The following is a 22,335-nucleotide window of genomic DNA, read 5'->3' as shown; positions in this document are numbered from 1 at the left end:
CTTCTTTTTATGAGAAGGTTGGAGGTACTATGGAAACATAGTACTATGTCGACGATACCTCCGGGTGTTATAGTTGACCAATCTGGTACAGTTATAAGCTTGAGGATAGTCGAGGTGAAAAGCACGGGTGGAGATGTCTGCGTTAAAGCGGGAAGAGCTGCTCAGAAAAGCCAATGTACTTAAGCGATACGAGGTTTACGGCTATCAAGTCGCCTATTTCTTACTTGAGAATGAAGCCCTTGCTGTTCAAGCGGTATCTCAAGCCCTAATAGAATTACTGCAGGATGAGGAGTTTTTTGGTCAACCCCCGCCTCTTCAAAAACAAAAAACGAAACAGGTTTTCATGAAGCAATCGCTGTTGGCCAAAAAATCCTCGTTACAAACTTCGGTTTATACGAAGCTTCCTGTGATAACATTTAGATGAACTTATTAATCTAATAGAATGGGAATGAATCGACCATGAATAATATCAATAGATTCGAATTGGAGAAGCTGCTTCGACACTTCTTAACCGAGGTCGTTTATATTCACAGTGAAGCGACATCCTTCGTTTTCGTCCGAAATTTCAAGGTACAACTTACAGAAGCCTTAACAGCAGGAGAGGGGCCGTATCGGGTTGCTCTCCGATTTGACGAGCTGGGCTGGCTGCGTATGGAAGGACTTACTCATTATGAATTAATGGGAGAAGGCAAGCTTCTTCTGGCCGGTTACGATGATAGAGGCAGGATGAACGTAGCTTTGCATATAGGAAGGGAGCCGTTTCCAGAATGAATGGACAAGCTGTTAGAAAAAAACGCCAGCTATTGGCTGTATTCGCACACCCGGACGATGAATCTTTTATTTGTGGAGGCACACTCGCGAAGTATGCAAGCGAGGGCGTTGAAATTACGCTTGTAAGTGCAACTCGCGGTGAAATGGGACGCCGGATGGGCAACCCTCCGTATGTGAATAGAGAGAGCATGCCGGCCATTCGAGAACAGGAGCTGCGGAAGGCGTGCGAGGAGCTGGGCATTCATCGACTGATATTTTTGGATATCCGTGACAAAATGGTTGAATTTATGGATCCGGATGCGTTAATTGAAAAAATATCCATACTCATGCAGGAGATTCGTCCTGACGTTGTTCTTACTTTTCATGAAACGTTAGGCGGGCATCCGGATCACTGTGCGATCGGAAAAGCAGCTGCCGCGGCTTTTCAGCGGAGCAGCCAGCAAGGCTCTCTTTTTTTCATCACCTTTGGCGATGCTATGGAAGCTCCCGAGTTATATGGCTATACGAAAAAGGATGTCGTCAAAATCGATATTCGTCATCATCTGAAGGCCAAGCTTGCTGCTTATCGGGCCCATCGCTGTCAAACGGAAATAGACGAATGGGTATGGGAGCCGGACAACAAGGCATTGGCGAGGTTTAGAGGTTATGAGTATTTTTTGGTTGGCAGCGAGACTGCCCGCCAGCTTCTCGTTAATGATTTATTTCAATCCAATTCTGCTCGTTAGCAGTCAATGCTTCTCGCTCAAAGCGTCCGCCGCGAGTGTGTGCAGCACCGTATTGTCCATCGGTGGGTTGTGCAGACCAGCACGAACATCGCGGTAATACCGCTCAAGCGGTAATGACTTGGATAAACTGGTGCCTCCCACGATACGCATAGCTAAATCCACCACTTTAATCGCGTTATTCGTCGCCATGTATTTGGCCAGGCCCAGCTCCGGCTTCAAGAGCGGCCGATTTTCCACTTCCTGATCCCAACGATCAGCGGCAGCATACAGAAGACAGCGCGCTGTGCGGAGCTCAGCTTCCATTTGTCCGATTGTTTGCTGAACAGAAGGAAGCTCGGCAATCGGCCCTTGAAGCTGGTTTGGGCGGTAGGTTTGGGCAAAATGTAGAGCGAAATCGCGCGCCGCCATAGCAATTCCGATGTAGCATGCAGGAATATGCAGCAGCCAGCCGCCGCCATCATCTGTTCCTTTTCCTGTGAGGATATGATTCTCGGCGGCGAATGCGCTGTTCAGCACCACATCATGGCTTCCCGTACCGCGCATGCCGATGGTATCCCACGTTTCTTCTATTGTAACGCGGTCTGTTTTAAAGATGAGAAAATCCGCAGTCCTTTCTTCCTCAGGGATATAGGCGGTCACGACAAAACGCTCGAGAATGGGGGAGAGCGTGCTGAAGGTTTTGCGCCCCGTAATCAACCAACCGCCGTCTGTCCGGACCGCGGTAGTTTCCGGTTTGCCGCCGCGGCTCGGACTTCCTGATGCCGCTTCACTGGCGAATGTATTGATCATTGCGCCTTCTTCGACAATCGCTCTGCACAGCTCACCGAACAGCTGATCCGGCCATTTTCCTGTCGTTCGAAGATGCATGACCTGACCAAGATGCCAGCCTACAGCTAACGCGGTTGAACCGTCGCCGTAAGCTAGTCGCTCCTGCAGCAATACGAAGTCGTAAAGCGACAGCTCCTCGCCCCCGAATGCCTTCGGAACCGTAAGCATGAAATAACCGGCTTCACGCAGCTCGGCAAAATTTTCGTGCGGAAAGGAGCCTTCCCGATCTTGTACAGCTGCTCTCTTGGCAAAGCGGATAGCCAGAGCCTCTATTTTTTCTGCAAGCGCCTTCTCCGCGTTATTGCGTATATATTGATCGATTAACCGCCCCATGGATAGGATTCTCCTTCAATGATGATGTGATTTACATAACCGCATTTTACCATAACCTTCGCAGAAAGATAGAAATCAATGGACATGACAGTTGAAAAACATGGAAATCCGTTTGGACAGAAACAAAAAAAATCCCTTCCGGGAATGCTGGAGGGGATTAAGCTGCTGCTGTTTAATGAAGAGGATTCTCTGCTATAACTGATACGGCCTTTGTAATTTCCTTTAGAACATCAGACTGGAGCTGCGGCTCCATAAATATAGCCTTCACGAGAGCTTCTCCAGACTGGCTGGAGGTGTATCTAGGCTGCAAATGATTTAGTGTTAGCAGAATGATATCAAGCCTGCATTTGTCACAATCACAATTTAGCGATATGGGCTTAAAATATTGCTCGAATAGATTAATCACAATCGGCTCCATGGCATTCATGATTTTCATGATCGTATAATTGCTCCCTTATCTTGCCTGATAAGGTGATGGTACCATAACTAATTTCGTTGTACAGTGAAAATAGTCGCAGGACTTTTGAACCTTAATGTATCAGCCTTCTAAAAAAGCATTATAAAGAAAGTATAGATTTTTATATGAAAAAGTGAAGTTTTTTGCATCGACCAGCCAGCCTCACTCAATTACATTAAATATATTCCTTCAGAATGAGGTGGCCGTATGATTAAGATTGTTTTTCTAAAAGATCAAGGATATATTCCACAAATTCAATGGGGCGACGGTGCTGTGGAGAAATTAACGATTCGACAGCCTATCATCGCTCATTATATGGATCAAACGACGATCCCTATGAAATATGGCTTTGCCAGTCAGGTTACGCATGAGGAGTGGCAGGCTGAGATGGAATGGATGCACGCCGGTTATCAATTTACCATCAAAGACCGCTGGATCGCTGAGGAGAATCGGGTCGTGCTTCATCGTCAACTCAAGGGCCTTGCCAGCCAATCGTATAGTGCTGGGGGAGGGCTGCAGCTCCAATTGCAGGGCAGCCTCTTGGATACATCGGGCGGCAAATGGAGATTTTGCTCGCCGGCTACACACTACTCAGAAGCGGGTACGCTCGATTCCTTCACAGAGGTGAAGGTATTTATGGAGGACCGTCTGACTTATCCGGTTATTGTGGGCTATCAGCAGGAAAACGAGCACTCGATCGCGCTTGGGCGTGTAAAGCTCCCAGAGACTTCGAGCGCGCCACGGCGTACAGCGGCTAAGGAAAGCAAGTACCTTCAGGAAACAGAGGTGGGCTCGCTCGGTTATGCGGTGGCTGAAGGCCGCGAGGTCATTCTTCAAGCGTTCTGGCCTTACCATGAGGGCGATCAAAGCGTTGCGCTTGATTCGAAGCGGTCTCCAGTTTCAGCCTTCTATCCGCTAGAAGGCGAATCGTTCGAGATGGAGCTGGCTTATGATTTCAGGATCGGAGACGGGGATACCTTCGCGGATGCAGTCTATTCAACATTCAAATCGTACGCAGAGCTAAATACGCCTAAGCCGGTCAAGCTGCCCTTTACGCTTGAGCAATCTATCGACTTCCGGAATGTTTCCTTGCGCAGCAGCTACCGAGAGCTTGCTAATGGCGGAGCAGGCTTTTTCTTCCATTTTGATCCGAGACATGGCTACTTGTCCGAGCCTTCTGGCTTTGGCACGTCCTTCAATAATATTCCGCATGAATCGTATACTCGAATTCTAGAGTACGGATTTACAGGACGGCAAATTAATACAGCCTATACGCTGGCAAAGTCAGATGGCGGCGAGTGGATCGGGAGGGGCAGAAGGGTCACTCAGTTTTTTGTTGATCGACTGTCTACGCCAACAGGATTTTTATATTCGTTGTTCGATATCGAGAAGGATGAGCCTTTTGCTTCATTTGGTCAAGCAGACGCGCCGAAGCTTCATTATATATCGCACGGAAATATTCCGGGCAATTACCTGCGTACAATGGTCGAGCCCGCGTATGACCTGCTGCTTAATTACCAGCTCTATGCATCGTTAGGCATGAGGGAGACTTCCTGGTGGGACACGACCTTGAGCTTTGCCAACTTTCTGCTCAAACATCAAAACAAAGACGGCTCCTGGTATCGGGCCTATGAACCGGACGGCACACCGCTCAAAAATGCCGAAGGCTTCGGGAATGATGAATTTTCCTCGAAATCGGCAAGCTCCATTCCCATTCTATATCTCATTGCGATTGGCAAAGCATGCGGGGAGGACGGACAGCGTTACTTTGATGCCGCTCGCCAGGCTGGTGATTATGTGCTCAGCACTTATGTTTCGAAGGATCATTACTTGGGAGGAACGCTTGATAACCCGAACGTTATCGACAAAGAAGCGGGACAGTATACGATGGCCGCCTTGTATGGCTTATACAAGCTGACGGGCGATGATCGATATTTGCAGGGAGCGGTGCGGGCGGGTAAAATATTCGTCACTTGGAACTATATTTGGAATGCTCCGCATCTTCCGGGTACAGATCTGGCACGCGTTCAATTCCAGACAGTTGGAATGGGCGGCATTAATTCCATTTGGGGCGGAGGCGTCGTGGACATCTATTCGTTGTTCCACATCGAGGAACTAGACCTGCTCGGTGCAGAAATTGGTGAAGATTTCTTCTGCTCTATGGCGGAATGGATCGCAATCGGTACACAGCAGATGCTGTCGCATCCGGGCGATTTGATGGGCTTCGTCGATCTAGGCATGCAGCCGGAAGGGTTCGGTATATGCAATCAAGGAATCGATGAAGGCATGATCGCCAAAGGAGATATCTGGGGCACGTTAGGCTGGATTTACTCGGCTGGCATTTATGGACTGGGAAAATATTTGGAAAATAGAAGCATTCATAAAAGTGTATAGATTTTCGAATGAAATTGGATAAATTCTTGCATGTTGTTCATTTGCCCGATTAGGTAAGATGTAGACGTAAATAGAAAAAACCATCCCAGGGAGGATCTTAGACATGAAGAGAAAGTGGTTAGGCGTTACAACATCGCTTATACTGGCAATAACCCTTGTCATTACAGGCTGCGGCTCAAGCAATGGAGAACAATCAGCAAACGGAGGTGAAGCAGCGGATCAGAAGCAAGTGGATTTGACTATGCTCAGCAGCTGGAGCACAGATACGGAGCGCGGCAGAGCGCTTGAAACGATCGTCGAGAAGTTCAACGAAGAGAATGTGAATAAAATTAAAGTAACGGTCGATATCAACCCGGATTGGCCGACGCTGCAGCAGAAAGTAAAAACGATGATTGCAGCGGGTCAAACACCGGATTTGTTCAATTATAATTTCAATCCCAATGACCTGTCCCGCCAGGAGTCAGGCAGACTGCTTGATTTGAATCCACATATGGATGAAGAGTGGAAAACCCGGTTTACCGAGCAGGACCTACAAGCGATGACGGTGAATGGTGAGCTAACCTCCATCCCATTTGAGAAAGCCGGCATTTTATTCTATTACAATAAAGAACTGTTTGCGAAAGCGGGCATCGTGTCCTTTCCTGCAACATGGGACGAGTTTTTCGAGGCTTGCGAGAAGTTGAAAGCTGCAGGCATTACACCGATTTCCTTAATGACGACGGATGATGCATGGCATACAACCAATGCGTTCACTTATTTAGCGGCAAGCATTGCAGGAACGGATGTGTTCGACCCAGGCCAATCACTTGATACACCGGAAGTGGTGAAAGCAGCCGGGTATTTGAAGCAACTCTTTGAATACACGACTCCCGACGCATTGGGCGGCAATTACTCCGTTAGTTCGAATAACTTCCTGATTGGCAGCACCGCTATGATTATTGACGGCCCATGGCTTATTGGATCGATTACGGAAGAAATGATTCCATCAATTGGAATTGCTTCAAGCCCGACATTCGGTGACGGCAAAGTGCAGCCTGGCTTTACGGTAACTGACGCGTATACGCCTTGGTCGGCCGCGAAGCAGTCATCCAAAGAAAAAGAAGAGGCTGTTGTTCAGTTCTTGAAGTTCATGACAAATGAGGAAAGCTCAAAAACGTTTACGTTGAATGGCCGTATCCTGCTCTCGATGAAGCTTGATCTTACCGAGGAAGAAACGGCTGGAGCAGGTCCCGTGCTGGGCCAATATATACAGACAAACAGCGAGGCTCCTGAGAGTATCGTTAACATTGTTCGAATACTCAAACCAGCTGCAAGCTCTAAGCTGCCATCGCTTATTGAAGGACTCATGTTTGACCGCTATACCCCTGAGCAATTCGCCAAAGAGCTGCAAGCAGCTAACCAATAAGAAGAGAGAGGGGAGGGAGACCTCCCCTCTCATGATGAAAGGAGCTTAAGCGGGATGACATCCAGACAGATTTATTTCTACCTGGCTCCGGCCTTGCTGTTCACCATCGTCTTTTTTATATTTCCGCTCCTCTTTGTACTGTACGTAGGCATGCAGGAATGGAATGGTATTGGCGATATGAAATTTGTTGGAATCGATAACTTCCTCTATCTGATGGAGGATCCGGCGTTTAAGACGGCCATGATCAATACGATCTATTGGATTATAGCCGGGGTGCTGCTCCATACTCCGCTAGGGCTATTACTGGCACTGATCTTATTCAAGAAGCCGAAGGGCTGGAAATGGTTTCGTACATTGTTCTTCCTGCCAAACGTCATATCGACGACTGCACTCGCCTTCTTGTGGTACTTTGTTCTGCACGTCAGCCTGGGGCTGGTTAACAACTCCTTCAAGGGACTTGGTCTGGAATCATTCATTCATCCATGGCTAAGCGATCCGAGCACCGCCATTTTTGCAAGTATGATTCCATTTATTTTGTATGTCGGTTTTACGATGGTTATTTTTCTAACGCAAATGTCGACGATTTCACCTGATCTGTATGAAGCAGCAGAAATCGATGGAGCATCGAAGCTGCAGCAGGACTGGCATATTACGATCCCCATGGTAAAAAGCGCGATCGCGATCAACGTGATTTTCAACACGGCTTTCTGCTTGCGAATGTTCGAGTATCCGCTTCTGATGACAGGCGGAGGGCCGGCAGATTCTTCGCTAAACATGTCGCTCTATATTTACCGGGAAATGATTACAGCTAACCGCTACGGCATCTCAATGGCGGCGGGATTAATGACGATTCTAATGGGGACGATCGCGATGCTGCTCGTATTTGGCATCTTGCGTTTATCAGAAAGGAGGGGGCTGCGATGAAACTGTTTCGCTGGATATTCATCGTATTATTCCTGCTCATTACGCTGGTGCCTTTCTTATGGCTGATTCTTGCGTCTTTCAAGACGAATCAAGAGCTGTTCTCTGCCCCCTTTAAGCTGCCGGAGCGGTGGATGTTTGAAAACTATGAGTCGGTGCTTTCCAGTCATCCGATTATTTATTATTTCTTTAATTCGATGTTCATTGCTCTTGCTTCAACGCTATTAGCCGTTATCGTAGCAACCTTGGTATCCTATGCCTTTATGTATTCGTTTAAGTTAAAATCAGGCTTATTGCTTTTAATAACGTTTGGTATTTTTATTCCGACGAATGCTTTCATTGTACCTTATTATTTTATCGTAAATGGGCTGGGACTGTATGATACGCTATTTGGCGTTGCTCTTGTGTATGCTGGCGTTTCGCTTCCGCTTAGCATATTAATCGTAAAAACGTACATGGATTCGATTCAGAAAGAAATACTGGAAGCATCATTTATCGATGGGGCAAGCGTGCATCGGACCTTCTTAAGTGTCATTCTGCCTGTTTCTTACCCCGGCATGACGACCGCAGGCATATTTCTAATGATCACAGCCTGGAATGAATTGCTGTTCGCCTCCCTGCTCACGCAAAGCGAGGGTACAAGAACACTGCAGGTTGCCATTCGATTCTTCTTAACGACATTTTCAGCCAATTATCCAGTCGCATTCGCGGCGATGGTAATTGCGATCATTCCGACAATAGTGATATATTCGCTGCTTAGTGAGAAAATAATAGGTGGACTAACGGCCGGCGCCGTGAAATAATCGATCTGAAGTCATGCTCGAGGAGGTTATACAGTATGAAGGTCTTAATTGTTGACGATGAAATGTTTATCCGAGATGGTCTTCGTACGTTAATCGACTGGAGTGAAGCCGGCTTTGACGAGGTGCGGGATGCGAAAAATGCGGCGGAGGCGATGGAGTTGATATCGCAATCACCGCCGGATATGGTGCTTACTGATATTTTTATGCCGGGTATATCCGGACTTGATTTTGCCAAAAGGATTCGCAGTCTTTATCCAAATATCCGCTTCGTTATCTTGACCGGCTATGAGAAATTTGAATATGCCAAAGAAGCGATTGAAATTGGTGTTGCGAAATATTTGGTCAAGCCTATTTTCCCAGATGAGCTGAAGGAAACGGTCGAAGAGTTGCGAGACGAAATGCTTCTTGAACACCGGAACCAAAATTGGAACGAGATGGCGCAAATGCGTCTTAACGAATACAAGCCGATCATTACCGAAAAGTTTTGGAGTGATGTGCTGTCCGGGGGCTTGGCTACCTCCTCGACGATTCATGATCGTGCGGAAATGGCTGATATTCAGTTGAAATATTCTGCTTTCTGCTGTCTTGCGGTTGAAACCTGTCACTTAGAGAACGTATTCGAGCGTTATGGCGAACGTGAGCTGCCACTTGTTCGGTTTGCCATTCGCAACATCATTGAGGAGCTCCATCTGAACACAATTGTGTATGTGTATGACCATTCAGATACTGTAATGCTCTGCATTTTGTCCGAGGCGACAAACATTGAGGTATGGAGAAGGTCGGTGGAGATGATCAAGGCCACGTTGAAGATCGATGTCAACGTTGGCGTTGGTCGGAGTTGTGAGAATATTTCCTCTGTCTGGACATCTTCGCTTGAAGCGCTTGACAGTGTGAAGTATTTAGCGATGCTGGAGCAAACAGGGGTTATTCGCTATGAAGACATTCCCGTATGGAAAAAGGATCGCGTCGAATATCCTTACGAGGAAGAAAAGATGCTGCTTGAGATACTCCGATACCGGGATCAGATTAGCGAACAAGCGATTGCCCCTTTTATGCAAAAGATTATGATTCAAAATCCATCGCCGCAGATCATTCAGCTAACTTGTGTTCAATTACTGGGAGCAGTCTATCGACTGGTTGATGAATATGGGATCCATTCAATTCCAACCTTTAACCAAAGTGTTTCCAAGCTGGATGAGCTGTCTTCCTATAGTCAGATCCAGAAGCTGTTCTTTGAGCTCTTCATGGAAATCATCGGGCGGAGAAGCAACCACCATGCGAGCTTTGTGAATCAATTGGTGGACGGAGCGAAGCAGATTATCCAAGCACGGTTTCACGATCCGGAGCTAAGCGTAGCCTCTATTGCGCAAATCTTATGCATATCGCCGAACTACCTCTCTCGTATCTTTCATCAGCAGATCGGTAAAACCTGCGTGGAATTTATTACGGAATGCCGATTAGAAGAGGCCAAGAAGCTGCTTCTTCTAACGAATTACAAAAACTATGAAATCGCGGAGAAGGTCGGTTACGCGAATGCGCACTATTTCAGCTCCATGTTCAAGAAAAATATCGGGCAAGCTCCCAGTGAATTCCGCGAACGCTCGAATGAGGAGCAATCATGATGCGCTCGATTCGTGCGCAGATCATGCTGTTCTTCTCGCTTCTTATTATCGTGCCGATCATCGTTAGCTGTATCCATGTTTATTATGCGCTGCAAAATTATTTGAAGGACAGCTATGTCAGACAACAGCAACAATCTATTGGTAACTTAGCCTCAGAGTTAATAGATTGGCGGTTTAATTTAGAGGATTTGTCGCTGCAGCTATTTGGAGACAGACGTGTGCAGGACTTTCTGCTTTACCCAAATTCACTTCGGACGGGTGAGCAAGTGCAGCGTGCGACCGATTTCCGCCAGGCGCTGCAAATGTATGGCGCGACAAGAAATGCTAGCGTTTCCATTTACGTTGTTCGTACGAATGGAACGGTGTACGGGGAAGAAATGAGTGTGAGAGAGCAGGATTTTATCCGCTCGCGACTGGCTTCAGCGGGGAAATATGTCGGTTTACCTGTATGGGAGTACGTCGAGGAGTTCGACTCGATCGCCCTGTACCGGCAAATTAATAATAATGAAACTGATTTGAATCGACCGATCGGTTATTTGTTTCTTCTGATCGACAAGAGCGAAATCAGCAAAATTATCGACAGGTATTCGGTTGATCCAGGCCAGCATTATGCCATTTTCAATAAGGAGTCGACGCTGAATATACGAACCGATGCAGGGGTGGCCAACGATTTCCTTCAGGAGATTGGCGAGAGATCGAACAAATCCAGCCAAGAGACGATTTATGGCGGCGAGCCTTATGTCACATTTGCTCAGACAAGCTCTGATTGGTCTCTCGTGTCATGGATAACGAAAAGGGAGATATTGCAGCCTGCGAGAGATCTGTTTTTCGGCATTCTCTTTATTGCGGTCGTGCTTCTGTTGTTTTGTTTGTTCATGGTCCTATTCTTATCTCATCGCATTACGAAGCCGTTAAATATGATTCAACGCAAAATGAAGCTGATCGGGGAGGGGCTCTTTGTTTTCAAGGTCCCTGTCGTACGCAATGACGAGGTTGGAGAGCTGGCGTCTGCCATGAACAGAATGTCGGATGAAATCGTAAGCCTTATCCAGAAAAACCGGGAAGAGGAGGCCAAACGCCGTCTTTTGCAATTGCAAACGCTTGAGTATCAGATCAATCCTCATTTTTTGTACAATACGCTTGACTCTGTCAACATGCTGGCCCGCAAGCATAAAGATCCAATTATCGCTGACATTGTGACGTATCTTTCTCGTTTATTTCGAATTGGTCTCAATCAGGGACGGGAATTAATGACGGTTGCGGACGAGGTTCGGCATGTCACTTATTATTTAAAAATACAAGAAATCCGATTCGCAGGCCAATTATTCTGGGACGTTCAGCTTGACAAAAGCATTGAGGATACTAAAATCATCAAATTTATCCTTCAGCCGCTCGTAGAGAACAGCATTAATCACGGTATTCGCAAGCGCGAAGAGTCAGGTCATATTCATATTCGAATATGGAAGGATACTCATGTATTCGTGCTGGAGGTAGAGGATGACGGGGTCGGGATCGAGCCTGATCAATTGGAGAGAGTCCGTCAGTCGTTGACCGTCGGCGATGACCACGAAGAGAAGGAGCATGGGTTCGGTTTGCGCAACGTACATCAGCGTATTCAGCTTCATTACGGCGAGCATTACGGCTTGCAGATCGATAGCGAAGAGGGACAAGGAACTACAGTATCCGTTAGATTGCCGATTTCGCAAGAATGCAGAAAATGAGGAAGTATCAAATATGAGCAAAAGCTGCGAAGCACCTGCTGTATTATTTGCAGAATGAGAAAATATTGGTCATAATAAAGCTGTTAGGTTTCATTATGAGAAGGAGGAATCAAGTATCCATGGAGATCATTTATCACGGTCATTCTTGTGTTCAAATTGTCAGCGGAGAGAAATCACTCATCATTGACCCTTTTCTTCGAGGAAATGAGCTAGCCGTTACGAAAGCGGAGGATATTAAGACAGACGCCGTTTTGCTTACGCATGCACATATCGACCATATCTTGGACGCGGATGCGATCGCTCAAAAAAATGATGCGCCGGTAGTGGCCATCGTTGAGCTGGCGACCTACATGTCGTGGAAGGGCGTCAATACGATTGGTATGAACATTGGCGGCACTGTTGATCTCGGCTTTGCCAAAGCCAAAATGATACAAGCGTTCCATTCCTCCGGTATCGTGCTTGAAGAAGAGAAAAACATTATGTACGCGGGTATGCCAGCAGGATTTATTATTCAAATAGAAGGACTTAATATTCTTCATGCGGGTGATACGGCTTTGTTCGGCGATATGAAAATGATCGGCGACCGCCATCCGATTGACATTGCTTTCATCCCGATCGGCGACCATTTTACGATGGGACCTGAGGATGCGCTGCAAGCAGCGGAGTGGTACAACGCGAAACTGGTTGTGCCTGTGCACTATGATACATTCCCGCCTATTCGCCAGGATTCAGAGCATTTCGTAGAGCTGCTTAGCGAAAAAGGTATTAAAGGCCAAGTGATGAAGCCAGGTGAGAAGCTGACTTTGCCTGCTAACCAATAAACGCAAGGACTTCACGCAAAAGCTCAAAAAATCCTCATCCGACAGTGATATTTTAAGCTGCCGGGTGGGGATTTTTTTAAATTAAGGATTCAAGACGAATTCGATGCATTCATCCCCATGCTGGCACTAAAAAGCATTGGCCGCAGGAAATATTAAACGGAATTACGACGCGGTTATCTTTTTTACTTTTGTTATCTCAGGACCGACCTCCTCGACTATACGGAGGAGCTGAAATGGTATAACATTATGAAGCGGCGCTGTGAAACCAGGAGCAAACGGCAGAGCATCCGCCTAGAAGCCAAGAGATAGAGGAGAACAGCTGTGAGAACATTAGCAGGCTATTATTTTTTGTTGTATCTGGGACTTTCCGTTTTTATGCCTTATACGAGTCTTTTTTTTAGCGATAAAGGCTTCAGCCATACGGTGGTCGGCCTCATTTTGTCCTTATGGTCACTTGTAACCGTTATTTCTCAGCCCGTCATGGGCATGCTGAACGACCGGCTGAGCAATCCAAGGCAAATACTGATGATTGCGGCCGTTGCGGCGCCTATATTTGGGCTTGGCTTTTATTACTTCGATAGTCTGACCGCCATTATCATATTATCTGTGTTCTTCGCATGGTTTCAATCCTCGGCTGCTCCGCTTAGCGATTCAATTGCCGTTGAGCTTGGAAAGAGAGAGGGCTTCTCATTCGGCAGCGTGCGGCTATGGGGTGCGTTAAGCTATGCGATCGGCGCATTTGCAACCGGATTTTTGTATGAAAAATACGGCTACGATCATATTTTCTTTTATTATCTTGCCGTTAATTTATGCTTGCTGCTGGTCATCCTGCTCTTTCCGAAAACAAAGCCTGCTTCCGCAAAAATTACCATTTTCGAGCAGATGAACGAGGTCATTCGGAATAAGCCATTTCTCATTTTTGTTGGTATCAGCATGCTGACGGTCATGACAACGTCGATCAATTTTACGTTCCTTCCGATCTATTTTAAAGAAATGGGCTTTGACAAGAGCTTTCTTGGAAGCGCATTTGCGGTTGCCGCTCTCATTGAGGTACCCATGTTCTGGGTTTCCGCGAAGCTAAGCAGAAAAATTGGACGCTACAATGTGCTTTGTATTGCGGCAGCAATCTACGCGGTGAAATATATGGTGTTATTTGCTTATGCGGATGTCTATCTGACCTTAGCAATGCAATTACTTGATGGGATTGCTTTTGCTTTCGTGGCCGGGACAGCTGTTGAAGTTGTCGAGAGCTATGCCAGCGACAGGACCAAAGCAACCTTTCAAACGGTTTTTGCGGCTGTCACTTGGGGGCTGGGCGGCATCATCGGCAATGCAGTGGGCGGTGTGATCGTCGATCATTTAGGCGCGCCTTTCCTTTATTGCATTTTAGGCATATGCTGTGCCGCAGCTTCGGCGCTTTATGCTCTTACCAGAAAACGTCAAAATCACCTCTCCTTTAGCTAATTAGCAATGCCTTTAATATACAGCAGGCAATAGGACAAAATAAAGGCTTCGCAGATGAACAAATCATGCTGCGAGGCCTTTGTTTTTCTTGCAAATAAAAGTGCCTTGATTATTTATTCGTCTTGTTGCGTTTTGTTATTTCCGCTAAAATTTCGTAGGATCTCAATCGTGCTTTATGGTCGAAAATTTGGGCAATAGCCATGATTTCATCGGCCTGTGTATTTTGTAAAAATTGGTGCAGTTTTTCTTCCACAGTCTTTGCACTGCCGATGATTGAGGTACCAAGCTGCTGCTGCAGCGCCACTTGCTCATAATCGCTCCAAAGCTCGTCCATGTTATCTACCGGCGGCTGGAGCTGAACCTCTACGCCGCGAATCAGGTTAAGAAACTGCTGCTGCAGAGTAGTTGCCAAATACTGGGCTTCTTCATCCGTATCTGCAGCGATGACATTGACTCCGACCATCGCATATGGCTTGTCAAGCACCTTTGACGGCTTGAAGGATTGGCGGTAAAGCTCCATCGCGGGAACCGTGTTGTTAGGCGAGAAGTGGCTGGCATAGGCAAACGGAAGTCCAAGCTGACCGGCCAGCTGTGCGCTGAAGCCGCTGGAGCCAAGCAGCCAAATGGGAATGTTCAAGCCTTCGCCGGGAACCGCCTTTACTTGCATTTTACCTGGCGCAAGGGATGGATCGAAATAGGCGCGAAGCTCATCCAGCTGATCCGGGAAGTCTTGGCCATCCGTTCTGCCCCCGCGCCGAAGAGCGCCGGCGGTACGCTGGTCGGTACCGGGCGCGCGGCCAAGCCCGAGATCGATGCGTCCGGGGAACAGAGATTCTAGCGTTCCGAATTGTTCCGCTATTAATAGGGGAGCGTGGTTAGGAAGCATGATACCGCCTGATCCTACCCGTATTTTGGACGTGCCGTTTGCAACATGAGCAATCACGATAGAAGTAGCGGAGCTTGCGATGAAGGGCATATTGTGATGCTCCGCCAGCCAGTAACGGTGATAACCCCAGTTTTCAACATGTTGAGCCAGATCCAATGTATTATGGAAGGACTCAGCGGGACTGCCCCCTTTAACGATCGGGGAAAGATCAAGCACTGAAAAAGGAATATCGCTTAATTTTTTTTCATTTATTTTGTCAGCCATGATGATAACCTCTTTCTAAAATAAGAATATTTGCTGCAGCGTATATAAAGCTTTTATGGTTTGGCTGCAAGCTGATGAGTGGGGAAGTGAGGCAATACCTCTTCCCCAAGCTCCTGGATGACTTCCTCTGCCGGTCGTTTAGAAAAGTATAGAACGAATGCCAAATGATTAACGCCAATCGACTCAAATCCATGAAGCAGCCGCACGAGCTGGTTGCGCCCCAAATGATAGCCTAATGGAATTTCGACCGGCAATTCATCGGGGTTTTCTGCCAAATCGATGAATAGCGTTTGGGAAAAGGGCTTAAATACGCCGGGATGTATTTTGTCCGTCAAGGACCGATAATCCGCTATGAGCCGTTCCTGCTTTTGAATACTGCGCGGATATTGGATCCAGCCGTCTCCATGCGCGGCAATCCATTCGAGAGATTGCTGGCTAAAGCCAGTCACCATTGTCGGGATCGACGTTACGGGTCGTGGAATCAAATTCATATCGTCGCCTTGAAATGTACCTAAATCAGATTCGTAGGAAACGTGATCTTCCTTTAGCAGCCGGTCCAGCAATCGAAAGGACTCCTCGAATAGTTCGCCTCTGCGGTGTCTTTCAACCCCAAGCGCCGTAAAGTCCAAATCCCGGTCCCCCGAAGCCACGCCCATCATTAATCGGTTGGGGAAAAGCCTGTCGATGGTGGCTGCTTCCTTCGCGATTCTAACGGGGTGACGAAGAGGGAGGACTACGCTCGCTGTTCCTAAAGCAATTTCTTTCGTATGCGCAGCGAGATAGGTTAAGTAAATCCATAAATCATACATTTGTCCATTGTCGTCAATGTGCAGATTTTGAACAGTTATATCCCGCAGCCATAGCGCCGCAAAACCAAAGTCCTCGATTTTGCGGGCGAGCTGAAGCTGATTTTCCATGATCGGCGTTTTTCTCATCGGTGCAGTCGGCAGCACAAAGCCGAGCGTCAGTTTATCCTTATGGTACATTTTTTGGTATGCGCCATGTTCGAGCAAGCTCATACCCTGATTTCTTCTTCTTTAATATTAGCCAATGGACCGAGAATGGATGGGTTAAACTCATTCAACGGTCTGCCGTCCGCAACGCGCTTCGGCCAGTCATGATTAGCGAGGGCTCCTTTGCCGAGCGTAATCAGGTCGGCTTCACCGCGCGCGAGCAGTTGCTCTGCTTTTTCCGGGTTCTCGAGATTGCCGTTTGCGATAACAGGGACGGTTCCGTATTTTTTTGCAAGTGCCGCCAGCGAAAGCGCTGAGCCTTCAAAAGCTGGTTTAGTCGCATCGTACTCCGTCACATGGATATAATCCAAGCCGGCTTTGGACAAGCTGCCGAAGATGATCTCGGCATCCTTCTCGGCCCCAGCCCATTTATGATGGTAGTCGCTCACTTTACCTTGAGAGATTCGCATGCCGACGACAAATCCATTGCCCACCTGTTCACGGACAGCTTTCGTTACTTCTACTAATAAACGAACGCGGTTGTCAGTAGAGCCGCCGTATTCATCGGTGCGCTTATTCAAATAGTCAGTCAAAAAATTATCCAGCAGATAGCCGTTGGCGCCATGGATTTCCACGCCGTCAAAGCCGGCTTCCTTTGCCCGCTTAGCTGATTCAGCAAAGCCGCGAATAACATCCTGGATATCCTTTTTAGTCATTTGATTCGGAATATCGTAAGGACCTTGTCCGTGATAGATTGGAAGCTGTTCCCCTTTTGCTCTAACGTCGGATGGACCGATGAGTTCTTTTTTGTGAATATTGCCTTGCCCTTGAGCACCCGAATGCATCAGTTGAACGATAATTTTCGATCCGGCTTGATGAACGGCAGAGGTCAGCTGTTTCCATGCGGCTGTATGCCGATCATTCGCAATTCCCGATTGATTAAAGTAGCTTTGGCTGTAGGCGTCATCGGGATATGCGCCTTCCGTGATCAGGAAGCCAAATCCGCCGTCAGCAAAGCTTTTATAATATTTCGACATGATTTCCGTTGCCTGACCGTCTTCGGTTGCGCTGATTCTGGTCATTGGCGCGAGGCCAATGCGGTTTTTAAGCTTCAGAGGACCGATTTGAAAATCGGACAGCAGAGTTGTGTGATTTGGAGTTGACAAGTTGATCTCTCCTTTGAGTGGGTTAAGCTATACATGAAATATAGGATATGCAGTTCGACTAGGCTCATCCTATTATGCTAAAAAATGATCTCATTTATCGCGGCAAATGGATACAATAATAGATAAATATCTACATATCTAATTTTATAGATATATAAAGCTGAAATAAATACATGAATGTTTTCAGAAACCTAAGAAATCATCCATGTATAGGGAAAGCTCTTCTAGAGCTCGGTTTTAATGTAATGTGCGAACGCTTGTATCGCTTGTTCGTTTCGTTTGTAATAGGTCCATTGACCATAACGATTCGCTTCCAAGAGACCTGCTCTTTGAAGCAGCAAAAGGTACTGGGAAACGGTCGATTGAGATAAACCGGCTTTTTCTTGAATATGACTTACGCAAACCCCGATTTTATTACTGTCACCGCCTTCCTGAACGGGGAAATGCTTCTCCGGTTCCTTCAGCCAATCGAGAATATTTACGCGTGTTTCGTTCGATAATGCTTTGAAAATTAATAGTGGATTCATGTCCTTCATTATATCGAGAATTATCGATATGTCAACTGCGACTATAGACATTTCACTGCCGCTTCGGCTAGTCTTTGGATGCCTTCCTCGATTCGATTATCGTTAGCGCGGCTGAAAGTTAGCCGGATCCGGCCCGGAGCAGAACCTAGTGTGCTTCCTGGGGCAAACACGACACCATGCTGAATCGCTTCCTTGAACAGCTGCTGTTCATTCGTCATCTGGTTGATTTTGCACCATAAATGAATGCCGCCCTCGGGCACTAAATATTCGACAGATCCTTTTAGATATCGCTCAAGCGCCTGAACGGTCATGTCCCTTTTGTTTTTAAGCCCTTGTCTTAGCTTCACGATATGCGAATCAAATTGTGCGGAAGAGAGAAGATTCTCGGCGATCCATTGCGGATAATTAGGGTGGCCGAAATCGATCTGCTGCTTGGCATCGGCCAAGCGGTTGATAATCGGCTGCGGGCCAAGTATCCATCCGATCCGAAGACCGGAAGCGATGATTTTGGATAACGAGCTGATATAGATAACGGTACCGTCCTTATCCATCGATTTTAACGTATGGACTTTGCGATCTTCGTAATCCGTCAAGCTGTAAGGGTCGTCCTCGACAATGGGAATACCGTACTTGGTTGATATTTCGATTATTTTTAGTCGTTTTTCTTCGCTTAGCGAGGTGCCGGTCGGATTCTGGAAGCTGGGATTTAGAAAAATCATTTTAAGTCGGTGCTTCTTATGAAGGGAGATGATTTCGTCGGGGTCAATGCCTTGATCGGATACGGGCAGCTGAAACGTTTTTAAGCCCGCGGATTGAAAAATGGGCAGAGAATAAGCATAGGAGGGGTCCTCAATGACAACGGCATCCCCTGGGTTCAGCAAGCTTTGAATGATGAGATGCAGCGCCTGTTGGGCGCCGGATGTGATGAGTAGCGAGGAAGCCGTTGAATTGATGCTCCGATAGCTTTTTAGATGAGAGCTAATCGTCTCGCGCAGCCTGATATTGCCTTGTATATGCTCATAGCCCAAGTAGTTGTTAATCTCCATCGTTCGATGAGCGTCCTGCATTAACTGGAACGGCAGTAAATCCTGGCTAAGCTCGCCAACCGCTAAATTAATAATGTCGTTTTCGGATTGCATCACCTCATAAATTTGCCGATTAATCGGATTGTTCAGCTGAAAAAAACCGTTTTTTGCATACTGCTCCCAATCGGGTAGACGCCGGTTCTCATCGAGCCAGCCTTCCGTGTTGACGAGCGTTCCTATGCCTTTTACCCGTTTAACCAGATTTGCGGCATGCAGCTCGTCATAGGCCGCTATAACCGTGCTTCGATTCACCTGCAGCTCTTCGGCCAATAAACGTTCGGAAGGCAGCCAGCTGCCGGACGGAAATTCACCGTTCATTATTCGCTGCTCGATATAATTGGCAATTTGCTTATACACCGCAATGCCAGCAGTCTTCGTTGGCTTCCACGACATAATCTGCACCCCCATAGCCGCAATCTTTCAGAAGCATCTACAATGCCATTATAAATCAATGTTAGGAAACATACCACAAAAGGTTGTAAAAGAACAATAAAACCGTAAAAAAACGCATTTTACTCTGGATGGTCAAAATAAATGAGAGGTGGATGGTCCGTATTATCCGATTTTCGTTTAAAGTATGTCATATAAGCTTACACGTTCTGGAAAGGCATTGCTATTCGAGTAAACCAAACGAAAGGTGGTCTTTCGATGAGAGAGTCCTTGGACCAGGCAAATACAGGCAAGGTTCGACCTGAGGAGACAAGCTGGCTGGTTGACTTGCAAAACAAAGGGCTCCGCACAAGCGGATTGACGAACACGGGCCGCCGGGGTGGAGCGGGCCCTTCGGATGACGCGGCATTTCGTTTAGGAGACCAGACGGTTATGCTGCCAACCTACAACAGTCCTGCAAGCAGTTCACCCTATGAAATTGTAAAAAAAGAAGGCGGCTATTCGCTTCAATATGAAGGGAAATCGCTTATGTATATCGATCCCATAGCGAGGCCGAAATTTTATGACTTTTCCACCGAGGAAGGGATTCCCTATCAGAAGATCGCTGTGCTTCACGGCTCGGACGTGCTTGCCAGCACCGTTATACAAAGCTGTATCCGCTGGAGTCCGGACGATCGCTGCAAATTTTGCGCGATCGGCCATTCGCTCGAGGCAGGGGCTACAGTAGCCAAAAAATCACCTGAGCAGCTGGCCGAAGTCGTCCAGGCGGCGGAGCGATTGGATGGCATTAAACAAATTACGTTGACGACAGGAACACCGAATGAAACCGATCGCGGTGCGCTTCACCTTGCAGCCTGTGTTAAGGCCATTCGCAAGGTCAGCCAGATTCCTATCCAGGTGCAGTGCGAGCCGCCAAGCGACGACAGGCTGTATCAGGTTTTAAAGGATTCCGGCGCGAATACCATTGGGCTCCATGTGGAGTCATTCGATGAGCGCGTGAGGCAGGAAATGATGCCCTCCAAGTCTGCCATTTCGCTCGAGACGTACTTCGAGGCCTTTCGTAAAGCGGTTGCTGTATTCGGAAGAAACCAGGTAACGACCTACGTGATCTTAGGCATGGGCGAGGATCCGGAAATTACGCTTGCCGGCTGCTCCCGGGCCGCCAGCATGGGTGTTTATCCGTTCGTTGTACCGTTGCGGCCGCTCAAAGGAACGATGCTGGAGCATGCTGAGCCTCCATCCACTGCCTATATGGAACGGATGTACGGCAAGGTGGCCGGCATTTTAGCGGAGGCGAGCCTATCCTCCGCAAGCAGTATGGCAGGATGTGCGAAATGCGGCGCTTGCTCTGCGCTGCCTTCGTTCGAGAAACGAATCGTGTAAAGGAGCGGATAACGATGAAAAACTGTGAAATCAGGCTGGCTGCAGATCCACATGAGGTGCAAGCGGCGCTGTCGCTAAGGCGGGAAGTTTTTGTCGCGGAGCAAGGGTTGTTCGAGCAGTCCGATACTGACGAGTATGATCCTGCCTCGATTTACCTCAATGCTTGGCGCAATGGAGCTGAGCTCATGGGAACCGTCCGTTGTTTTTACGATGGGAAGGGAAGCGGAGTGTGGTGGGGAGGACGGCTCGCGGTCGGGCAAAAGTATAGACTTAGAGGCATTGGGGTGTACTTGATCGAAGCGGCTGTCCAAGAGATGGAGAGGCGCGGAGCGGAACGTTTCTTGGCCAAGGTGCAGGTGCAGAACGTCAAGCTGTTTGAGAAGCTGGGCTGGAAGAGTCTTGGTGAGCCCTTCCGCATCGGGCAGCATACACATCAACTTATGGAGGCTGATTTATATGTGCATGATGCACAGTCACGCAAGTGCCGGGAATTTGGCTAGCGGTGAGGGATTATCATCAGAATCCTTCAATTACAATGAGCAAAAACCGCTCACGATGGGAATCGGCCGGAGAGTGTTTAGTGTACACAATCATGTCGGTCACCTGGATCCATGGGCCTTCTATGAATCGGAAGAGCCGATCTCGCCAGCCGATCCGGGTCCTGAAACGCCGGAGGAGTTAGATTTTTTTATGAAATGCCGGGGAATCGAGAAAACGCTGATTATTCCGAATTACGGCATTCCTGTGCAAGCACAGCCATTCTCACATAATGAGCTTGTCGCAAATCTATGCAAGCAAGGCGGAGGAAAGGTGGCGGGAGCGCTATGGGTATCGGGATTGCCGCAAAATCGCGAGCGAACCGAAGAGGCATTGAAGCTGCTGGACCAGCCAGGCATTAAAGCTTTGAAGATGAGCTATCTGCTCGGGGGCACGGCTGATCCGAACAAGTGGGATGAGCAAACGCTGCTGCTGCATGAAACCATTTTTCAAGCTGCGATTGAGAGGGACATTGCTATTCATTTTCACACTAGTCCTGGAGCTGGCTCTGATATAACCGGTTTTTTTGAGCTCATAAAGCGCTGGGGGAAGGATTTGAAAATTCATTTGGTGCATATGGGCGGGGGCGTAAGCGGACATATCCGGCTGCTGTCCCATTGGAAGGAGCTGATCGAAGGCGGCTACCGTGTTTATCTTGATACAAGCTGGGCGATCGGGTTCGCGGTCCGCAAGCTGCTGCAGGATTTGGATCGTACCGGAATTGGTGTCGATCGGGTAATGTTTGGCTGTGATGAGCCGTGGAGTGATTTCGAAAGCGAGTTTTGGAAAATTCAGGGCGTTAAAGTATCCGATGAGATTAAGGAACGCATCTTCTGGGCGAATGCCGAGGATATGTATTTCAGCAAGCAGGCATAGGAG

Annotated in this window: 21 protein-coding genes and 1 pseudogene; 14 read left to right on the top strand and 8 right to left on the bottom strand. The window is 47.6% G+C overall.

Going from position 1 to position 22,335, the window contains the following annotated elements; translation table 11 throughout:
- Positions 1–127 precede the first annotated feature (127 nt).
- The 3 genes from ACO9K6_RS19610 to ACO9K6_RS19600 are packed head-to-tail and all read left to right on the top strand — an operon-like array spanning position 128 to position 1,496.
- On the top strand, positions 128–424 hold the full coding sequence (locus ACO9K6_RS19610) for a hypothetical protein (protein WP_424769227.1): 297 nt from the start codon (positions 128–130) through the stop codon (positions 422–424).
- A gap of 35 nt (positions 425–459) precedes the next feature.
- Complete coding sequence (locus ACO9K6_RS19605; protein ID WP_424769226.1) at positions 460–771, top strand: DUF1806 family protein; 312 nt, start codon at positions 460–462, stop codon at positions 769–771.
- Complete coding sequence (locus ACO9K6_RS19600; RefSeq protein WP_424769225.1) at positions 768–1,496, top strand: PIG-L family deacetylase; 729 nt, start codon at positions 768–770, stop codon at positions 1,494–1,496. The genes ACO9K6_RS19605 and ACO9K6_RS19600 overlap by 4 nt, the downstream gene beginning before the upstream one ends.
- 3 nt (positions 1,497–1,499) lie before the next feature.
- Here the strand turns inward: ACO9K6_RS19600 and ACO9K6_RS19595 are convergent, their stop codons facing one another.
- Both ACO9K6_RS19595 and ACO9K6_RS19590 read right to left on the bottom strand, forming a co-directional pair.
- The gene (locus ACO9K6_RS19595; RefSeq protein ID WP_424769224.1) at positions 1,500–2,657 is read right to left on the bottom strand and encodes an acyl-CoA dehydrogenase family protein; all 1,158 of its coding nucleotides are present in this window, start codon (positions 2,655–2,657) and stop codon (positions 1,500–1,502) included.
- 172 nt (positions 2,658–2,829) lie between these two features.
- The gene (locus ACO9K6_RS19590) at positions 2,830–3,093 is read right to left on the bottom strand and encodes a late competence development ComFB family protein (RefSeq protein ID WP_424769223.1); all 264 of its coding nucleotides are present in this window, start codon (positions 3,091–3,093) and stop codon (positions 2,830–2,832) included.
- A gap of 228 nt (positions 3,094–3,321) precedes the next feature.
- Here ACO9K6_RS19590 and ACO9K6_RS19585 point away from each other — a divergent pair, with 228 nt between their 5' ends.
- The 7 genes from ACO9K6_RS19585 to ACO9K6_RS19555 all read left to right on the top strand — a co-directional run bounded on the left by ACO9K6_RS19585 (position 3,322) and on the right by ACO9K6_RS19555 (position 12,801).
- On the top strand, positions 3,322–5,508 hold the full coding sequence (locus ACO9K6_RS19585) for a hypothetical protein (RefSeq protein WP_424769222.1): 2,187 nt from the start codon (positions 3,322–3,324) through the stop codon (positions 5,506–5,508).
- Between the two features lie 103 nt (positions 5,509–5,611).
- A complete protein-coding gene (locus ACO9K6_RS19580; RefSeq protein WP_424769221.1) occupies positions 5,612–6,913 on the top strand; it encodes an ABC transporter substrate-binding protein in 1,302 nt (433 codons plus the stop codon).
- Positions 6,914–6,967: 54 nt separating this feature from the next.
- On the top strand, positions 6,968–7,837 hold the full coding sequence (locus tag ACO9K6_RS19575) for a carbohydrate ABC transporter permease (protein WP_424769220.1): 870 nt from the start codon (positions 6,968–6,970) through the stop codon (positions 7,835–7,837).
- On the top strand, positions 7,834–8,637 hold the full coding sequence (locus ACO9K6_RS19570) for a carbohydrate ABC transporter permease (RefSeq protein ID WP_424769219.1): 804 nt from the start codon (positions 7,834–7,836) through the stop codon (positions 8,635–8,637). The genes ACO9K6_RS19575 and ACO9K6_RS19570 overlap by 4 nt, the downstream gene beginning before the upstream one ends.
- Positions 8,638–8,672: 35 nt before the next feature.
- The gene (locus tag ACO9K6_RS19565) at positions 8,673–10,259 is read left to right on the top strand and encodes a response regulator transcription factor (RefSeq protein ID WP_424769218.1); all 1,587 of its coding nucleotides are present in this window, start codon (positions 8,673–8,675) and stop codon (positions 10,257–10,259) included.
- Positions 10,256–11,980, top strand: a complete 1,725-nt coding sequence (locus ACO9K6_RS19560; protein WP_424769217.1) for a cache domain-containing sensor histidine kinase — start codon at positions 10,256–10,258, stop codon at positions 11,978–11,980. The genes ACO9K6_RS19565 and ACO9K6_RS19560 overlap by 4 nt, the downstream gene beginning before the upstream one ends.
- 119 nt (positions 11,981–12,099) lie before the next feature.
- Positions 12,100–12,801 carry a metal-dependent hydrolase gene (locus ACO9K6_RS19555; RefSeq protein ID WP_424769216.1) on the top strand — a complete coding sequence of 234 codons (702 nt, stop codon included), beginning with the start codon at positions 12,100–12,102 and terminating at the stop codon, positions 12,799–12,801.
- Positions 12,802–12,931: 130 nt separating this feature from the next.
- On the opposite strand, the pseudogene ACO9K6_RS19550 reads toward ACO9K6_RS19555, so the two are convergent.
- Positions 12,932–13,023, bottom strand: a pseudogene (locus ACO9K6_RS19550) (hypothetical protein); the annotation flags it as partial.
- Between the two features lie 99 nt (positions 13,024–13,122).
- Between ACO9K6_RS19550 and ACO9K6_RS19545 the strand changes: the two are divergent.
- Positions 13,123–14,265: an MFS transporter gene (locus tag ACO9K6_RS19545; RefSeq protein ID WP_424769215.1), complete on the top strand. Its 1,143-nt coding sequence runs from the start codon at positions 13,123–13,125 to the stop codon at positions 14,263–14,265.
- A gap of 109 nt (positions 14,266–14,374) precedes the next feature.
- Here ACO9K6_RS19545 and ACO9K6_RS19540 read toward each other — a convergent pair whose 3' ends face one another.
- From ACO9K6_RS19540 to pdxR, 5 genes are all read right to left on the bottom strand, one after another.
- Positions 14,375–15,415, bottom strand: coding sequence for an LLM class flavin-dependent oxidoreductase (locus tag ACO9K6_RS19540; protein ID WP_424769214.1), 1,041 nt, complete (start codon positions 15,413–15,415; stop codon positions 14,375–14,377).
- 53 nt (positions 15,416–15,468) lie between these two features.
- Complete coding sequence (locus ACO9K6_RS19535) at positions 15,469–16,434, bottom strand: TIGR03571 family LLM class oxidoreductase (protein WP_424769213.1); 966 nt, start codon at positions 16,432–16,434, stop codon at positions 15,469–15,471.
- Positions 16,431–17,534: an NADH:flavin oxidoreductase gene (locus tag ACO9K6_RS19530; protein WP_424769212.1), complete on the bottom strand. Its 1,104-nt coding sequence runs from the start codon at positions 17,532–17,534 to the stop codon at positions 16,431–16,433. Before ACO9K6_RS19530 ends, ACO9K6_RS19535 begins: the two co-directional genes overlap by 4 nt.
- 224 nt (positions 17,535–17,758) lie before the next feature.
- Positions 17,759–18,061, bottom strand: coding sequence for an ArsR/SmtB family transcription factor (locus tag ACO9K6_RS19525; protein WP_424769241.1), 303 nt, complete (start codon positions 18,059–18,061; stop codon positions 17,759–17,761).
- A 41-nt stretch (positions 18,062–18,102) separates the two neighbouring features.
- A complete protein-coding gene (gene pdxR, locus ACO9K6_RS19520) occupies positions 18,103–19,539 on the bottom strand; it encodes a MocR-like pyridoxine biosynthesis transcription factor PdxR (protein WP_424769211.1) in 1,437 nt (478 codons plus the stop codon).
- A gap of 255 nt (positions 19,540–19,794) precedes the next feature.
- Here pdxR and ACO9K6_RS19515 point away from each other — a divergent pair, with 255 nt between their 5' ends.
- The 3 genes from ACO9K6_RS19515 to ACO9K6_RS19505 are packed head-to-tail and all read left to right on the top strand — an operon-like array spanning position 19,795 to position 22,332.
- Positions 19,795–20,919: an MSMEG_0568 family radical SAM protein gene (locus tag ACO9K6_RS19515; RefSeq protein ID WP_424769210.1), complete on the top strand. Its 1,125-nt coding sequence runs from the start codon at positions 19,795–19,797 to the stop codon at positions 20,917–20,919.
- Between the two features lie 14 nt (positions 20,920–20,933).
- Positions 20,934–21,419, top strand: a complete 486-nt coding sequence (locus ACO9K6_RS19510) for an MSMEG_0567/Sll0786 family nitrogen starvation N-acetyltransferase (RefSeq protein WP_424769209.1) — start codon at positions 20,934–20,936, stop codon at positions 21,417–21,419.
- Positions 21,376–22,332 carry an amidohydrolase family protein gene (locus tag ACO9K6_RS19505; protein WP_424769208.1) on the top strand — a complete coding sequence of 319 codons (957 nt, stop codon included), beginning with the start codon at positions 21,376–21,378 and terminating at the stop codon, positions 22,330–22,332. The genes ACO9K6_RS19510 and ACO9K6_RS19505 overlap by 44 nt, the downstream gene beginning before the upstream one ends.
- Positions 22,333–22,335: the final 3 nt, after the last annotated feature.

The sequence above is a fragment of the Paenibacillus praedii genome, from assembly GCF_049725345.1.
Classification (GTDB): Bacteria; Bacillota; Bacilli; order Paenibacillales; family Paenibacillaceae; genus Pristimantibacillus.
The sequence above is the reverse complement of the archived record's forward strand: the minus strand, read 5'-3'. Positions and strand labels throughout refer to the sequence as shown.

Excerpts from the sequence above, each read along its gene's own strand:
- ACO9K6_RS19605 (WP_424769226.1), top strand. The coding sequence starts at position 460 with ATGAATAATATCAATAGATTCGAATTGGAGAAGCTGCTTCGACACTTC.
- ACO9K6_RS19600 (WP_424769225.1), top strand. The coding sequence starts at position 768 with ATGAATGGACAAGCTGTTAGAAAAAAACGCCAGCTATTGGCTGTATTC.
- ACO9K6_RS19595 (WP_424769224.1), bottom strand. The coding sequence starts at position 2,657 with ATGGGGCGGTTAATCGATCAATATATACGCAATAACGCGGAGAAGGCG.
- ACO9K6_RS19590 (WP_424769223.1), bottom strand. The coding sequence starts at position 3,093 with ATGAAAATCATGAATGCCATGGAGCCGATTGTGATTAATCTATTCGAG.
- ACO9K6_RS19585 (WP_424769222.1), top strand. The coding sequence starts at position 3,322 with ATGATTAAGATTGTTTTTCTAAAAGATCAAGGATATATTCCACAAATT.
- ACO9K6_RS19580 (WP_424769221.1), top strand. The coding sequence starts at position 5,612 with ATGAAGAGAAAGTGGTTAGGCGTTACAACATCGCTTATACTGGCAATA.
- ACO9K6_RS19575 (WP_424769220.1), top strand. The coding sequence starts at position 6,968 with ATGACATCCAGACAGATTTATTTCTACCTGGCTCCGGCCTTGCTGTTC.
- ACO9K6_RS19570 (WP_424769219.1), top strand. The coding sequence starts at position 7,834 with ATGAAACTGTTTCGCTGGATATTCATCGTATTATTCCTGCTCATTACG.
- ACO9K6_RS19565 (WP_424769218.1), top strand. The coding sequence starts at position 8,673 with ATGAAGGTCTTAATTGTTGACGATGAAATGTTTATCCGAGATGGTCTT.
- ACO9K6_RS19560 (WP_424769217.1), top strand. The coding sequence starts at position 10,256 with ATGATGCGCTCGATTCGTGCGCAGATCATGCTGTTCTTCTCGCTTCTT.
- ACO9K6_RS19555 (WP_424769216.1), top strand. The coding sequence starts at position 12,100 with ATGGAGATCATTTATCACGGTCATTCTTGTGTTCAAATTGTCAGCGGA.
- ACO9K6_RS19540 (WP_424769214.1), bottom strand. The coding sequence starts at position 15,415 with ATGGCTGACAAAATAAATGAAAAAAAATTAAGCGATATTCCTTTTTCA.
- ACO9K6_RS19535 (WP_424769213.1), bottom strand. The coding sequence starts at position 16,434 with ATGAGCTTGCTCGAACATGGCGCATACCAAAAAATGTACCATAAGGAT.
- ACO9K6_RS19525 (WP_424769241.1), bottom strand. The coding sequence starts at position 18,061 with ATGAATCCACTATTAATTTTCAAAGCATTATCGAACGAAACACGCGTA.
- pdxR (WP_424769211.1), bottom strand. The coding sequence starts at position 19,539 with ATGTCGTGGAAGCCAACGAAGACTGCTGGCATTGCGGTGTATAAGCAA.
- ACO9K6_RS19515 (WP_424769210.1), top strand. The coding sequence starts at position 19,795 with ATGAGAGAGTCCTTGGACCAGGCAAATACAGGCAAGGTTCGACCTGAG.
- ACO9K6_RS19510 (WP_424769209.1), top strand. The coding sequence starts at position 20,934 with ATGAAAAACTGTGAAATCAGGCTGGCTGCAGATCCACATGAGGTGCAA.
- ACO9K6_RS19505 (WP_424769208.1), top strand. The coding sequence starts at position 21,376 with ATGTGCATGATGCACAGTCACGCAAGTGCCGGGAATTTGGCTAGCGGT.